The 13274-nt window shown below is 55.3% G+C and carries 11 protein-coding genes and 1 tRNA gene; 7 read left to right on the top strand and 5 right to left on the bottom strand.

From position 1 onward, the window contains the following. Positions 1-39 precede the first annotated feature (39 nt). Positions 40-798, top strand: a complete 759-nt coding sequence (locus tag K7H21_RS08510; protein WP_004122952.1) for a DeoR/GlpR family DNA-binding transcription regulator — start codon at positions 40-42, stop codon at positions 796-798. A gap of 50 nt (positions 799-848) precedes the next feature. On the opposite strand, the gene yejK is transcribed toward K7H21_RS08510, so the two are convergent. After that, positions 849-1856 (bottom strand): nucleoid-associated protein YejK, encoded by a 1008-nt coding sequence (gene yejK / locus K7H21_RS08505; RefSeq protein WP_004122954.1) that lies wholly within the window; start codon positions 1854-1856, stop codon positions 849-851. 178 nt (positions 1857-2034) lie between these two features. On the opposite strand from yejK, the gene K7H21_RS08500 reads away from it, so the two are divergent. From K7H21_RS08500 to K7H21_RS08485, 4 genes are all read left to right on the top strand, one after another. After that, the gene (locus K7H21_RS08500; protein ID WP_004133900.1) at positions 2035-2262 is read left to right on the top strand and encodes a YejL family protein; all 228 of its coding nucleotides are present in this window, start codon (positions 2035-2037) and stop codon (positions 2260-2262) included. 19 nt (positions 2263-2281) lie between these two features. Beyond that, a complete protein-coding gene (yejM, locus tag K7H21_RS08495) occupies positions 2282-4042 on the top strand; it encodes an LPS biosynthesis-modulating metalloenzyme YejM (RefSeq protein WP_004122956.1) in 1761 nt (586 codons plus the stop codon). A gap of 77 nt (positions 4043-4119) precedes the next feature. Continuing rightward, positions 4120-4196, top strand: a tRNA-Pro gene (locus K7H21_RS08490). Positions 4197-4374: 178 nt separating this feature from the next. Continuing rightward, positions 4375-5481, top strand: a complete 1107-nt coding sequence (locus tag K7H21_RS08485; protein ID WP_004123009.1) for an AI-2E family transporter — start codon at positions 4375-4377, stop codon at positions 5479-5481. 65 nt (positions 5482-5546) lie between these two features. On the opposite strand, the gene K7H21_RS08480 is transcribed toward K7H21_RS08485, so the two are convergent. Then, positions 5547-5969, bottom strand: coding sequence for a hypothetical protein (locus tag K7H21_RS08480; RefSeq protein ID WP_004123010.1), 423 nt, complete (start codon positions 5967-5969; stop codon positions 5547-5549). A gap of 336 nt (positions 5970-6305) precedes the next feature. Between K7H21_RS08480 and eco the strand changes: the two genes are divergently transcribed. Next, positions 6306-6797, top strand: a complete 492-nt coding sequence (eco, locus tag K7H21_RS08475) for a serine protease inhibitor ecotin (RefSeq protein WP_004123012.1) — start codon at positions 6306-6308, stop codon at positions 6795-6797. A 42-nt stretch (positions 6798-6839) separates the two neighbouring features. On the opposite strand, the gene mqo is transcribed toward eco, so the two are convergent. Next, positions 6840-8474 (bottom strand): malate dehydrogenase (quinone), encoded by a 1635-nt coding sequence (gene mqo / locus K7H21_RS08470; protein WP_004123013.1) that lies wholly within the window; start codon positions 8472-8474, stop codon positions 6840-6842. A 278-nt stretch (positions 8475-8752) separates the two neighbouring features. Here mqo and K7H21_RS08465 point away from each other — a divergent pair, with 278 nt between their 5' ends. Then, positions 8753-10000 carry a SulP family inorganic anion transporter gene (locus tag K7H21_RS08465; protein WP_228751070.1) on the top strand — a complete coding sequence of 416 codons (1248 nt, stop codon included), beginning with the start codon at positions 8753-8755 and terminating at the stop codon, positions 9998-10000. On the opposite strand, the gene mgtE is transcribed toward K7H21_RS08465, so the two are convergent. Both mgtE and K7H21_RS08455 read right to left on the bottom strand, forming a co-directional pair. Next, positions 9963-11399: a magnesium transporter gene (mgtE, locus tag K7H21_RS08460; protein WP_004123017.1), complete on the bottom strand. Its 1437-nt coding sequence runs from the start codon at positions 11397-11399 to the stop codon at positions 9963-9965. The two genes, K7H21_RS08465 and mgtE, sit on opposite strands and share 38 nt — an antisense overlap. A gap of 168 nt (positions 11400-11567) precedes the next feature. After that, positions 11568-13211 (bottom strand): multidrug ABC transporter permease/ATP-binding protein, encoded by a 1644-nt coding sequence (locus K7H21_RS08455; protein ID WP_087829144.1) that lies wholly within the window; start codon positions 13209-13211, stop codon positions 11568-11570. Between the last annotated feature and the right edge of the window lie 63 nt (positions 13212-13274).

Below are 13274 nucleotides of genomic sequence, written 5' to 3'. Positions count from 1 at the left end.
TAATCGTGCACAAACAAGATCACTCATGAAGGTATTTTGATGCTTGCCAGCCAGAGAAAACAGCAGATTTTGCAGATCCTCGCCGAGGAAAAACAGGTAATGTCAGGGGATCTCAGCCAGCGCTTTAGCGTCTCAGAAGACTCCATTCGCCGGGATCTGCGGGAGCTGGCCGCGGAAGGCAAACTGCAGCGCGTCCACGGCGGCGCGCTGCCAGTTTCCGAAGCCATCGCGCCCATTGAAACAAGAAAGAGCGTGCAAATCGCCTCAAAGCAGACCATTGCCCAGCGCGCGGTAGAGCTCATTCAACCCGGCCAGGTAGTGATTATCGACGGCGGCACCACCACCGGAGAGATGGTACGTCTGCTACCGGCTACCCTCGCGTGTACAGTTGTCACCCATAGCCCGGGGATCGCCGTCGCGCTGGTGGATAAACCGTTGATCGAGGTGATTTTGATTGGCGGCCGGTTGTTTAAACATTCGGTGGTCAGCGTCGGGTCCGCCGCCCTGGAAAGTATCTCCCGCATCAATGCCGATCTGTTTTTTATGGGCGTCACCGGCGTTCACCCGCGGGCGGGATTCACCACCGGCGATTATGAAGAAGCGGGAATCAAGCGCGCGCTGGCGACGCGGGCTGCCGAAACGGTGGTGATGGCGTCACAAGAGAAGCTGAACTCCGCGTCGGCCTTTGCTATCGGCGAGCTGGGTCTGGTCAGTACGCTGATCGTGGATACGACATTAGATGAGGCGCTGCGCCAGCAGTTAGCCATCGATGGCGTAGAGATCGTCTGCGCCGGATAGCTCAGGCCCAAGGCTAAAAAAATCCCGACTCGGCGTCGGGATTTCGCGTTTTAATTTCCGCCGGAGGTGCGGCGCTGCAGCTGATCGCGCAGGTTAGGCGGCGTGCCTTTAATGGTTAGGGTATCCGTGGCCGGATCCCAGAACACCCGCTCGCCCAGCAGCATCGCGTCAAAGTTGATGGTTAACCCGCCGCCGCTGCCGGCAAACTTGGTTAATTGACGCAAAGTGCTGCGATCCGCCGGGAAACTCTCTTCCAGCTCGTAGCCCTGTTCCGCGGTAAATTCCTGAAACGTCTTCTCGCTGACGCCCGCCAGCTCTTTTGATAGCGACTCCAGCTCGATTTCCTCACCGGCCTGCAGCTGTTCGTTGCAGTAGCTGTATACCTGCTGGCGCACGTTTTGACGCTCAGATTTATCCAGCTGCGCATCGGCGGCGAAATCATCCAGCGCCTGCAGCAGGCCGCGGTTCTGCGCTTTCGCGTTCAGCCCTTCGCTAGCGCCGAGGAAGTCCATAAAGAAATCCGCCACCTTGCGCCCTACCCGGCCTTTCAGGAAGGTCAGGTAGCGCGTTGACTCCGGATTGGTTTCCCACTCGGTTAAATCAATACGGGCGACGATATCCGCGTGATTGATATCCAGATAATGGGTGGAGCTGATATCCAACTCTTCATTAACACGCATGCTGCTTAAGTTGTTCAGCACCGCCACCATCAGATATTCCACCGCCAGATAGCGATACTGGCAAAACAGCACGATTCCGCCTTCAGCAAAGGGATATTTTGCCAGTTCGTCGCGCAGGCGACCGGTAGCGGCGCGGCTAAACGGCAGGAACGCTTCTTCGCCCTTACGCTGCCCGCGCAGCGCCTGCGCCAGCTCGCTCTCTTCATTAAACAGGCCGTAGGCTTTATTTTTCGCGCTGTAGACACGATGCAGTTCGGCCATCATCTCCACCACCGTCGCCGTCGGCTCCAGCAGTGACTCGCGCAGCACCAGCTCCAGATTTTGTTCATCACGTTTGATTAACTGATGCAGGGCAATCTGGTCGATATCCAGACTCATGTTAAACTCTCCTTTTAGACCGGGCGGTATTCAACCACCGGCGGGGCGACGACGCAACCGCCGCGTGACTCTTTGCGAGCGAAGCCGCGCGCTTTTGCGTCGCGGCGAAAAAATGCGGAAAAAAAGCTGCTGCTACGGTAATATGTTGCCCTTTCACGAACAAACAGATTTTGAATTTATGCCGCAATTATCCCGCTATAGCGATGAACACGTCGAACAGCTGCTCAGCGAGCTGACGAGCGTTCTGGAAACACATAAAGCGCCCGTTGACCTGTCACTGATGGTACTGGGCAATATGGTGACTAACCTGATCAATAGTAGCGTCGCGCCGGCGCAGCGTCAGGCCATCGCCCGTTCTTTTGCCCAGGCGCTGCAGTCATCTATCAACGACGATCCGGCGCACTAAGGATAACGAACAACAGTATATGGTGACTCTTCGTCAGCCCTACCGAGAAAAAGTCTCCCAGATGGTCAGTTGGGGGCACTGGTTCGCCCTTTTCAACATGTTGTTGGCTATGGTGCTCGGCAGTCGCTATCTGTTTGTCGCCGACTGGCCAACGACGCTTGCCGGACGCCTCTTTTCGTACGTCAGTCTCGTTGGTCACTTCAGCTTCCTGGTCTTTACCAGCTACGTGCTGATTCTTTTCCCGCTGACTTTTATCGTCGTCTCTCAGCGCTTAATGCGCTTTATCTCGGTTGTTCTGGCGACCGTGGGCATGACGCTGCTGCTGATCGATAGCGAAGTTTTCACCCGTTTTCACCTGCATCTTAATCCCTTTGTCTGGGAACTGGTGATTAACCCTGACCAGAACGAGATGGCGCGCGACTGGCAGCTGATGTTTATCAGCGTGCCGATCATTTTCCTGCTGGAGATGCTGTTTGCGACCTGGAGCTGGCAGAAGCTGCGCAGCCTGACGCGTCGCCGCCACTATGCGCGTCCCGTTGCCTGGTTCTTCTTTATTTCTTTTATCAGTAGCCACCTGGTCTATATCTGGGCGGACGCCAATTTCTATCGCCCAATAACCATGCAGCGGGCCAACCTGCCGCTTTCCTATCCGATGACGGCGCGCCGTTTCCTCGAAAAACACGGTCTGCTCGACGCGCAGGACTACCAGCGCCGCCTGGTGGAACAAGGCGCGCCGGAAGCCGTCTCGGTGCAATACCCGCTGAGCGATCTGCGTTATCGCGATCTCGGTACCGGCTATAATGTGCTGCTGATTACCGTTGATAATCTTAATTATTCACGCTTTGAGAAAAACATGCCGGCGCTGGCCGGGTTCGCGAAAGAGAACGTTAACTTTACCCAGCATATGAGCTCCGGCAACACCGCTGACAGCGGCATGTTTGGCCTGTTCTACGGTATTTCGCCGAGCTATATGGACGGCGTCCTCTCAGCGCGTATTCCCGCAGCGCTGATTACTTCGCTGAACCAACAGGGCTACCAGCTGGGCCTGTTCTCGTCCGACGGTTTTAGCAGCCCGCTCTACCGCCAGGCGCTGCTGTCCGATTTTTCACTGCCAGCCGCGAAAGCGCAAAGCGATGAGCAGACGGCTAACCAGTGGATTAACTGGCTGGACCGCTACGCCCAGGATGAAAACCGCTGGTTCTCATGGGTTTCGCTCAACGGCACCACCCTTGACGACGGTCAGCAGCAAAACTTTGTCCGTCGCTACAGCAGCGCTGCCGGTGCGGTCGATACGCAAATTGGTCGCGTACTGAACGCGCTGCGCGAAGCGGGCAAGCTCGACAACACGGTGGTGATCGTGACGGCGGGCCGCGGAATGCCGCTGAACCCGCAGCATGAGCAGTTTGGCTGGTCGCGCGAGCAGCTGCAGGTTCCCCTGGTGATCCATTGGCCAGGTACGCCGGCTCAGGAAATCGCGACGCTGACGGATAACAAAGACGTGATGACGACGCTGATGCAGCGTTTGCTCCACGTTTCGACCCCGGCAAACGAGTATTCGCAAGGCGAAGATCTGTTTAGCGCCGCCCGTCGCCGTGCCTGGGTCACCGCAGCGAATAGCGATACGCTGGCCATTACCACGCCGAAGGTCACCGTCGTGCTTAATCACAACGGTACTTACCGAACATGGAACAGCGACGGCGAGAAAATTAACGATCAAAAACCGCAGCTCAGCCTGTTGCTGCAGGTGCTGACCGATGAAAAACGCTTTATCGCTAACTGATTGATTATTTATAAATCAATCAGTCATTTCCCGGCTTGCATTCGCTTGGGGAACGGGTAATATTGTTCCCCACGAATCGGCACGTAGCGCAGCCTGGTAGCGCACCGTCATGGGGTGTCGGGGGTCGGAGGTTCAAATCCTCTCGTGCCGACCAAATTATTCACCGATTAAATCGGTAACCCCTTAAGAACCCGCACTCTTACAAAGACTGCGGGTTTTTTAATGTCATATATCCTCCCTGTTCTCAGCAAACTGCACCAGCCACTTTGATTGTAAATCATGGAAAAGCTTCTATTATTTGATGGTACACGTCATTTTTATGAAGGATTCACATGAGAGTTAATGGACTTACGAAGGGATTTTTCATCCTGATCGTGCTGATCGTCACCCTTGCTTTTTTCGACGTTCTCTCCCCCTATTATTCAGCTATTTTATGGGCAGCAATTCTGGCGGTAATCTTCCACCCGGTGAAGAACAAACTGCGCGATCGGATTGGCGAGCGCAACGGCCTGGCGGCGTTTCTGACGATAGTGATTATCTGTCTGATCGTGTTTACCCCTCTGGCGATCATACTCTCGTCGCTGGCCTTCGAGCTAAACGTGGTTTACACCAAACTGCAGCATAACGATACCCAGTTCCCGACAGTGGTAGCCAGCCTCTTTGCGCACCTGCCAGAATGGGCAAGGAGCTTCCTCTCAGAGCATAACCTTGATAGCGCGGAACAAATTCAGCGCCAGCTTTCGGACGTTGCGCTTAAAGGAGGCCAGTACCTGGCCGGTAGCGCATTCTTGATTGGTAAAGGCACGTTCGGTTTTACCATCAGCTTCGGCATCATGCTTTACCTGCTGTTTTTCCTGCTAAAAGATGGTCCGTACCTGGTCAGGCTGATCCTTGAATCCCTGCCGCTATCAAATCACGTGAAGCAGCATCTTTTCGCCAAATTTGCCGCCGTCTCCAGGGCAACCGTCAAAGGAACCGTGGCGGTCGCCCTCGCGCAGGGCGCGCTTGGCGGACTGGCGTTCTGGATCGTGGGTCTTGATGGCAGCATCCTGTGGGGCGCGCTGATGGCGTTTCTGTCGCTGATTCCGGCGGTGGGCTCGGCGATCATCTGGGTTCCTGCGGCGGTCTATCTCTTCGCGACCGGTCAGCTATGGCAGGGGGCGTTTATCGTTGGCTTTTTTGTGATCATCGTCGGCCTGGTCGATAACATTCTCCGCCCTTTACTGGTAGGCAAAGATACCAAAATGCCGGACTACCTGATCCTGATCACCACCATCGGCGGCATGGAAATCTACGGCATCAACGGCTTTGTTATCGGCCCGCTGATCGCCGCCCTGTTTATCGCTTGCTGGAACCTGCTGTCCGGACGCGATCACGCCGGAAATATCGACGAGCTTGATGAGGATTTCTTAGAAGAGGGTAAAAATCACGAGGAATAACGCGTTCCTTTTGGACCGCCGCAGCGCAGGCATACAGGGGGAGCATATCCCCCCGATCGGCGCTTTTATTTGGCGTAGCCTTTAAACACGCCGTCCTGAGTGACGGCAATTTTACCGTTGGCGTAAACGATAAAGTTGTAAAGCCCCTGCTGGTAAACGGTCGCGTCTTTATTTTTCTCAATCACCGCCGCCGCTTTACCATCAATACTTAAGCCGGTACTGGTGCCTTTAATCTCCATGCCGTTAAAATGCCGGGTTTTCACCTTCGCGCTCTGACTATGCTGAACGGCAGCAGCGGCGTTTTCTAAGGCCTGCTTCTCATAAGCTGCATTCATCGAGGCCTGACGATTTTGCTCCGCTAAGTAGCAAGTATCGCGGGAAATCCCCTTGGCCTCGCAGTTCGCCAAACGCTGTGACTCGGAAGTACACCCTGCCAATAGCGAAAAAACCGCCAGCGACGCAACCAGTAAAACCTTTTTCACTTTCATCTACCATCACTCATATCAATTATTTAAATGAACAATTCCCTTTCAATTAATTTCCCTTATAAAACATTCTAAATGACGAAAGATAAATATAACGAATGAAATAATTTCACATGTAAATTAATTCTTTTGTTGATCATAATCATTTTAAAATTCACATTACCAATAATTGGCTGCAAGGGGAAACCGCGGACTGCCGTAGGGGATGAACAACTGTCTTCACCACACCAGCAGAACTTATAACTAGAAACTATGAAAACTTTGGTAAGCACCACTACCCATAACGCAAACCAATGCTAACATTGTGCTGTTTATGATTGATAACAAAGGATTACTCTCGTGAAAAAAATCACTACGTTTGCCGCCTCCCTGCTGGCCATCGCCTGCGTTTCCGCGAGCGCCGTTGCTGCTGAGCAGCCGCTGGAAAAAATCGCTCCGTATCCTAAGGCGGAACAAGGGATGAAGCGTCAGGTGATTCAGCTGCCGCAGCAGCAGGATGAGTCCGCATTAAAAGTAGAGCTGTTAATTGGCCAGACGCTGGAAGTCGACTGCAATCGCCACCGCCTTGGCGGCCAGCTGGAAAGCAGAACCCTGGAAGGCTGGGGCTACGACTACTACGTGTTTGATAAAGTGACGTCACCCGTCTCAACCATGATGGCCTGCCCGGACGGTAAAAAAGAGAAACAGTTTGTGATGGCTGGCCTGGGCGATGCGGGAATGCTGCGTTACAACAGCAGGTTACCTATTGTGGTTTACACCCCGGCTAATATCGACGTGAAATATCGTATCTGGCGAGCGGACGAAACCATCGGCACTGCCGTTGAGCGTTAATGGTTAAGTCAGATTCCGGCGGCCTGAGCCGCCGGAAAGCATTTACAGCGCGATATCCGCGATAGGTTTGCCTTCAGGCAGCGGTTTCAGCGTCGCCTGCGGCACATCGTCAGCAGCGGTAAGCGGCTCATAGTGCAATTCCAGCACTTCGCTGGTCCACGCCAACGCCCTTTCAATTTCCGCCGCGTTGCCATCCAGACGCGTACCGTAGCTCGGTATGATCGCTTTCAGTTTCGCCTGCCAGTCCGCGGAGTTAATCTTCTCTTTGAACACTTTCTCCATCAGTTGCAGCATGATTGGCGCCGCAGTGGAAGCCCCCGGCGAGGCGCCCAGCAGCGCGGCAACGGTACCTTCATCATCGCTGACGACTTCGGTACCCAGACGCAGAACGCCGCCCTTCTTCTCATCACGCTTGATAATCTGCACGCGCTGGCCGGCCTGCCATAAGCGCCAGTCTTCTTTGCGCGCTTCCGGGTAATACTCGCACAGCGCCGCGTGACGATCTTTGTCCTTTTGCAGCACCTGGCTAATCAGGTATTTGACCAGATCGAAGTTATCCAGCCCGACGTTGAGCATCGGCATGATGTTCGACGTGTTGGTGGAAGCCAGCAGATCCCAAAGCGAACCATTTTTCAGGAAGCGGGTTGAGAAGGTCGCGAACGGCCCAAACAGCACCACGCGTTTGCCGTCGATAATACGAGTGTCGATGTGCGGAACCGACATCGGCGGCGCGCCCACTTCCGCCTGGCCATAGACTTTAGCCAGATGATGGTTAACCACTTCCGGGTTCTCACAGACCAGGAACTGACCGCCGACCGGGAAGCCCGCGTACTCCTTCGCCTGCGGAATACCGGTTTCCTGCAGTAGGGTCAGCGCGGCGCCGCCGGCGCCGATAAAGATAAATTTAGCCCTGATAACCCGTTTCTGGTGGCGATTGTTCGCATCCGCCAGCGTGACGCTCCAGCTATTGTCGGCGTTGCGCTTAAAGCGACGTACCACGGTACCCAGCTGAAGCGAGAAATTGTCATGGGTTTGCAGCCCGGCGATCAGCTGACGGGTGATTTCACCGTAGTTCACGTCGGTGCCGACTTCCGAGCGGGTTGCGGCCACCTTCTGCTGCGGATCGCGTCCTTCCATCACCAGCGGAGCCCACTCTTTAATTTGTTGATGATCTTCGGAGTAGCGGATACCGCGGAACAGCTCGCTTTGTTGTAACGCCGCATAGCGGGCGCGCAGGAAGTTAACGTTGTCTTCGCCCCAGACGAAGCTCATGTGCGGCACGCTGTTAATAAAGGATTTAGGCTTTTTCAGAATGCCCCGGGTCACCTGGTGGGCCCAAAACTGACGAGAAATCTGGAAAGATTCGTTGATATCGACCGCTTTATCGATATTGATACCGTTAGCGGTTTGCGGCGTATAGTTCAATTCCATCAGCGCCGCGTGGCCGGTGCCCGCGTTGTTCCATCCGTTCGAGCTCTCTTCCGCGACGCTGGACATCTGCTCGACCATGGTAATAGACCAGTCCGGCTCCAGTTCCTGCAGCCAGGTTCCCAACGTGGCGCTCATGATGCCGCCGCCAATCAACAATACATCCGTCTCTTGCTCATGGCGGGTGTTGGTCCGAGTGTTATTGGAACCAACCGCCTGTGAGCTGGGTACGGCCATCTTTTTCTTCATCGGATTTGAGCCTTACTTTACTCGCTTTTTTATTTAGCGCAGGTGAAACGATTCTCGGCTTCAAAGGTAACACTGAAGAAAAAAATTTAAATATTGTTTAAATTTTAAGTTGAGTTTTGAGATCTGTTATAAAAATGTTTAATAAATGTGTATCACAAATCACATTTTGTACTGGTGTCAGCGACGCTTACGCGCTATTATCCTCGGTTTTGTGACCGACCGCACGTAAGCAGCGATCGATCCTGCCGCCAAATTTTTAAAATCTGCGAACTTTTTTTATGCCTCCAGTTTCTGATCCCGCTACCTCCGCTAACGCTGGCGCATTAGGCCAGATACTGCGTTCGCCCGCGCTGCTGACGCGTGAAACGTTGGCTGGCGTGCTCACCGCACTGGCGCTCATCCCTGAGGTCATCTCCTTCTCGGTTATCGCTGGCGTTGACCCGAAAGTTAGCCTGATTGCCTCCGTGGTGCTGTGTATGGCGATGTCGCTCCTGGGCGGACGGCCAGCCATGGTCACCGCGGCCGCCGGATCGGTGGCGCTGGTTATTGGTCCAATGGTGCATCAATACGGCGTCGGCTACATTCTGCCAGCGGTCGTGATGGCAGGCGTTATTCAAATTTTGTTTGGCATTTGCGGCATGGCGCGGCTGATGCGCTTTATCCCGCAGCCGGTGATGACCGGTTTTGTTAACGCGCTGGGTATTCTCATCTTTTTTGCTCAGGTACCGCATTTCTGGAGCAAGCAGCCGCTGATTATCGGCCTGTTCGTGTTAACGCTGCTGATTGTGCTGTGGGCGCCGCGCTTTATTAAGGCAGTCCCTTCTCCGCTGATTGCTATCGTTCTGTTGACCCTGTTTACCGTTTTCAGCGGCCAGCTGCTGCCGACCGTCGGCGACGAAGGCTCCATGAACGGCGGACTGCCGGGATTAACCAGCCTGATGGTGCCTCTGGACTTAACCACGCTGAGCATTATCTGGCCCTGCGCGCTGAGCATCGCTTTTGTCGGCCTGATGGAGTCACTTCTGACGGCGAAGCTGGTCGATGATTTGACCCATACCCCTTCCAGTAAGGCGCGCGAGAGCGCCGGTCTGGGCATCGCCAATATCCTCGCCGGGTTTTATGGCGGCATCGCCGGATGCGCAATGATCGGCCAGACCATCGTTAACGTTGAAATGGGTAAAGCGCGCAGCCGCGTCTCGACCATTGTCGCAGGCCTGGTGCTCCTCCTGCTGGTGACCGCGCTCAGCGAAGTGATGGCGAAAATCCCGATGGCCGTTCTCGCCGGCGTGATGGTGATTGTGGCGGTAAAAACCTTTAGCTGGCACAGCGTTCGTCCGGCGGAGCTGGCGCGCAACCCGTGGCCGGAAACGCTGGTGATGCTGGTAACCGTCGGCGCGACCGTCGGCACCAGCAATCTGGCAATTGGCGTCCTGGCAGGCCTGGTTTCGATGGTGCTGATCCCCCGTCGCCTGCGTAATCAAGCGCGGTCTACATCAGAAAAATCGTCGCCAGCCCAAGAAAAATAAAGAATCCGCCGGTGTCGGTAATCGCGGTAATCATCACGCTGGAGCCGACCGCCGGATCGCGACCTAGCTTAACCATCACCATCGGGATAATCACGCCCATCATCGCCGCCATTAGCAGGTTGAGCATCATCGCCAGGGTCATCACGGCGCCAAGCTGCGGATCGTCATACAGCCACCAGGTAATGGCCCCCATAATCCCGCCCCAGACGATCCCATTGATCAGCGCAACACCCATCTCACGCAAGATCAGAAACGAAAAGCTTCCCGGCTGAATATGCTGTAACGCCATTGCCCGTACGATCATGGTGATCGTCTGATTGCCGGTGTTGCCGCCGATCCCGGCGACAATCGGCATCAGTGAGGCCAGCGCCACCAGTTGGGAGATGGTGTGTTCGAAACCGTCGATAACGCGGGAGGCGATAAATGCGGTGCATAGATTCACCGCCAGCCAGGCCCAGCGGGTCTTCACCGCCTTACTGACCGGGGCAAAAACGTCGTCATCGTTGCTCAGGCCGCCCATCCGGCGTAAATCGTTGTCCGTCTCTTCATAGACCACATCAACGATCTCATCGATAGTTAAACGCCCCATCAGCTTGCCGTCGGCATCAATCACTGCGGCGCTGAGTAAGTCATCACGTTCAAAAGTACGCGCCACTTTTTCCGCATCCTCGTGCGGCTGGAAGGTGACGGGATCGCCTTCCATCACTTCCCCTACCCGCTTCTGCGCATCGTTAAGCAGAATGGTTTGCAGCTCGAGTTCGCCGAGCAGCAGCTTATTGCGGGTGGTCACAAACAGTTTGTCGGTGTTCTCCGGCATTTTCCCTAATCGCCGCAGATAGCGCTGTACCGCCGCAAGAGTGGCTTCCGGACGAACGGTAATGACCTCAAACTCCATGATCGCGCCGACGGTATTGTCGGCGTAGCGCATCATCTGGCGAATACGCGCGCGCTTATCCGCGGGCAGCGTTGCCAGCAAACGTCCGGTCAGATCGCGCGGCAGGTGCTGCAGCAGGTAGACCTGTTCATCAATATCGAGATTTTGCAGCGCGAACAGCAGGTCGTGATCGCTCATTTCCTCAATGAGGTCGCCCCAGACGCTTTCCGATGCCTCCAGCAGCACTTCACCGCGCTTATCGTCTGCGACCAGCCGCCAGAGCGCGTTGCGCGCATCATAAGGCAGAGCCTCAAGCGCATCGGCAAGGTCCGGGGGCGGCAGGTGGGAAACCAGCATCTCCACTTCCGCCAGATCGTCGGCAAGCGTGCTGTCATCGTAACGTTCAGCGAGGGTTAATTTACCCAGCAGCGAAGATGTGACGGCTTTATCGGTGCTCAGGAGCCAAATGAGGCGGGCGCGCTCTTCGTCACGCAATCTGGCGCTTTTTTTATGCAAAACGGACATCGGTCAGGCAATCCTTGTAAAAATATCTGTCAGACCAGCAGGCCGGAAGCCTTAAGCATAGCGCGAGGAGGCGGAAATAATAACCGCTATGAATTCAGTCGACGGAAAAAACAGCAGCCTGCGGGAAGCCCGGAGGTCGGCTGGCGCCTCCGGGACGGCATAAAGCGATCAGGCGGTACGGGCGACCGCGTCGCGCGTCGCCAGCTCGCGCTCATTTCCGGTCAGCTCAGACAACTGGCCGCCGCGCATTTCCAGCAGCCTGTCGGCGTGCTGAAAGTAGTGATCGTCATGGCTAATAGCAAAGAGGGTTTTACCCATCTCCTTCATCAGCGGCAGCAGCACCTGGTAGAATTCACGGCGGAAATGGGGGTCCTGATCCGCCGCCCATTCATCAAGCATAATGATATCTCTGTCTTCCGCTAACGCCAGCAGCAGCGCCACGCGCTTTTTCTGCCCTTTTGACAGCTTCAGGTCGAGGATTTTGCCATCGTCGAGCCGTAGCTTATGGTTCATCTGCAGATAACCCAGCCACTTCTCCACCAGCGCCGGGTCAGCCGCCTTTCCTTCCGGCCCCAGCAGTCTGTCAAACAGCCAGACGTCGGTAAACACCGCCGAGAACAGCTTGCGATAATCTTCCGGCTTATCCGCCGCCATCGGCTGCCCGTCGACCAGGATCTGCCCGGAAAGGGGCTGATACAAACCGGTCAACAACATAGCCAACGTCGATTTCCCGCTACCGTTGCCGCCAATCAGAAAGACCAGTTCGCCGCGCTTGAGGGTCATATTAATCGGCCCAACCGCAAAGCTGTTGTCAGCATAATGGAAGGTGATGTCGCGCAGCTCGAGCGTCTGCCAGTGGGGATGCGCCTGCGGCTGCGGAAATTCAGCGCGGTACGGCACGAGCGAAAACTTATTCAGCTTGTTGAACGCCACCTGCGCGCTGAGCAGAGTGGGCAGCGCGCCAACTGCGGAAAGCAGCGGCGTGCGCAGGAATAATAGGGTCAACGAGTAGGTCGCCGCCACCGCCGTATCGGCCCAGCCCAGGCTGTTGGCCATCCAGAAGACCAGGCCAATCGCGCCCAGCATCATAATATTCGACCAGTTAACCGCGCTCAGATGGAAGGTATCGGCGCGAACAATATGGTGCCGGTATTCTCGCGCATCCGGCAGATAGAGCTGATTAAACACATATTCGGCGCGCTCGCGGTTGAGAGTGAGTTCTTTGCGACCTTCGAGCACCGTCTGGTAGTCGTGATATAGCTTATCTTCGCTTTCGCGCAGCGACGCCATATGCTTATAAACCCGCGATACCAGCATAAATCCGCCCCAGATGGTCAACGCCAGCCACAGGGCGGTAACCAGCATCATTTTTCCCGACAGCCAGGCCAGATAGGCGGCGGAACCGAAGGTGAGAATAATCCCCTGCACCAGCTCCGGCAGGCGCACGAAGGCAATGGTGATATTACGGATATCGCTGGTTAACCCGGCCAGCAGAGACGCGCTGCCGATTTTCTCGATCTTCTCGATTTGCGTATCCAGAATGCGCTTAATAAATTCGCCGCGCAGGCGGTAGACGAAATGGTGGCCAAGCGTGGTCAGCGCCAGCTGCGAGCCGAGGGTGACCGCCATCAATAGCAGTAGCAGCCCGAGGAACTCCGGCAGGACCGTCAGGGAGGTATCGACAAGGGTTATCAGGCGCAGGTTAATGAAGGCGATAAGCCCAATACCCAGCGCCGCGCTCAGCAGGCTCAAGGCAATGACGGAGATAAACGGCCAGCGATATTGACGCCAGACAAGAAGAAGAAGTTCCATAACGCATAATCCGGGCAAGCAAAAACAGCCAGCAGTTTAAACTGCTCGACGATGACAGCAAGA

The organism is Klebsiella sp. CTHL.F3a, assembly GCF_019890895.1.
Lineage (GTDB): Bacteria > Pseudomonadota > Gammaproteobacteria > Enterobacterales > Enterobacteriaceae > Klebsiella > Klebsiella grimontii.
This window is presented reverse-complemented; position numbering and strand designations above follow the sequence as displayed.

What these genes read in the sequence shown, in the direction of transcription:
- K7H21_RS08510 (WP_004122952.1), top strand. Translation starts at nt 40, where the DNA reads ATGCTTGCCAGCCAGAGAAAACAGCAGATTTTGCAGATCCTCGCCGAG.
- yejK (WP_004122954.1), bottom strand. Translation starts at nt 1,856, where the DNA reads ATGAGTCTGGATATCGACCAGATTGCCCTGCATCAGTTAATCAAACGT.
- K7H21_RS08500 (WP_004133900.1), top strand. Translation starts at nt 2,035, where the DNA reads ATGCCGCAATTATCCCGCTATAGCGATGAACACGTCGAACAGCTGCTC.
- yejM (WP_004122956.1), top strand. Translation starts at nt 2,282, where the DNA reads ATGGTGACTCTTCGTCAGCCCTACCGAGAAAAAGTCTCCCAGATGGTC.
- K7H21_RS08485 (WP_004123009.1), top strand. Translation starts at nt 4,375, where the DNA reads ATGAGAGTTAATGGACTTACGAAGGGATTTTTCATCCTGATCGTGCTG.
- K7H21_RS08480 (WP_004123010.1), bottom strand. Translation starts at nt 5,969, where the DNA reads ATGAAAGTGAAAAAGGTTTTACTGGTTGCGTCGCTGGCGGTTTTTTCG.
- mqo (WP_004123013.1), bottom strand. Translation starts at nt 8,474, where the DNA reads ATGAAGAAAAAGATGGCCGTACCCAGCTCACAGGCGGTTGGTTCCAAT.
- K7H21_RS08465 (WP_228751070.1), top strand. Translation starts at nt 8,753, where the DNA reads ATGCCTCCAGTTTCTGATCCCGCTACCTCCGCTAACGCTGGCGCATTA.
- mgtE (WP_004123017.1), bottom strand. Translation starts at nt 11,399, where the DNA reads ATGTCCGTTTTGCATAAAAAAAGCGCCAGATTGCGTGACGAAGAGCGC.
- K7H21_RS08455 (WP_087829144.1), bottom strand. Translation starts at nt 13,211, where the DNA reads ATGGAACTTCTTCTTCTTGTCTGGCGTCAATATCGCTGGCCGTTTATC.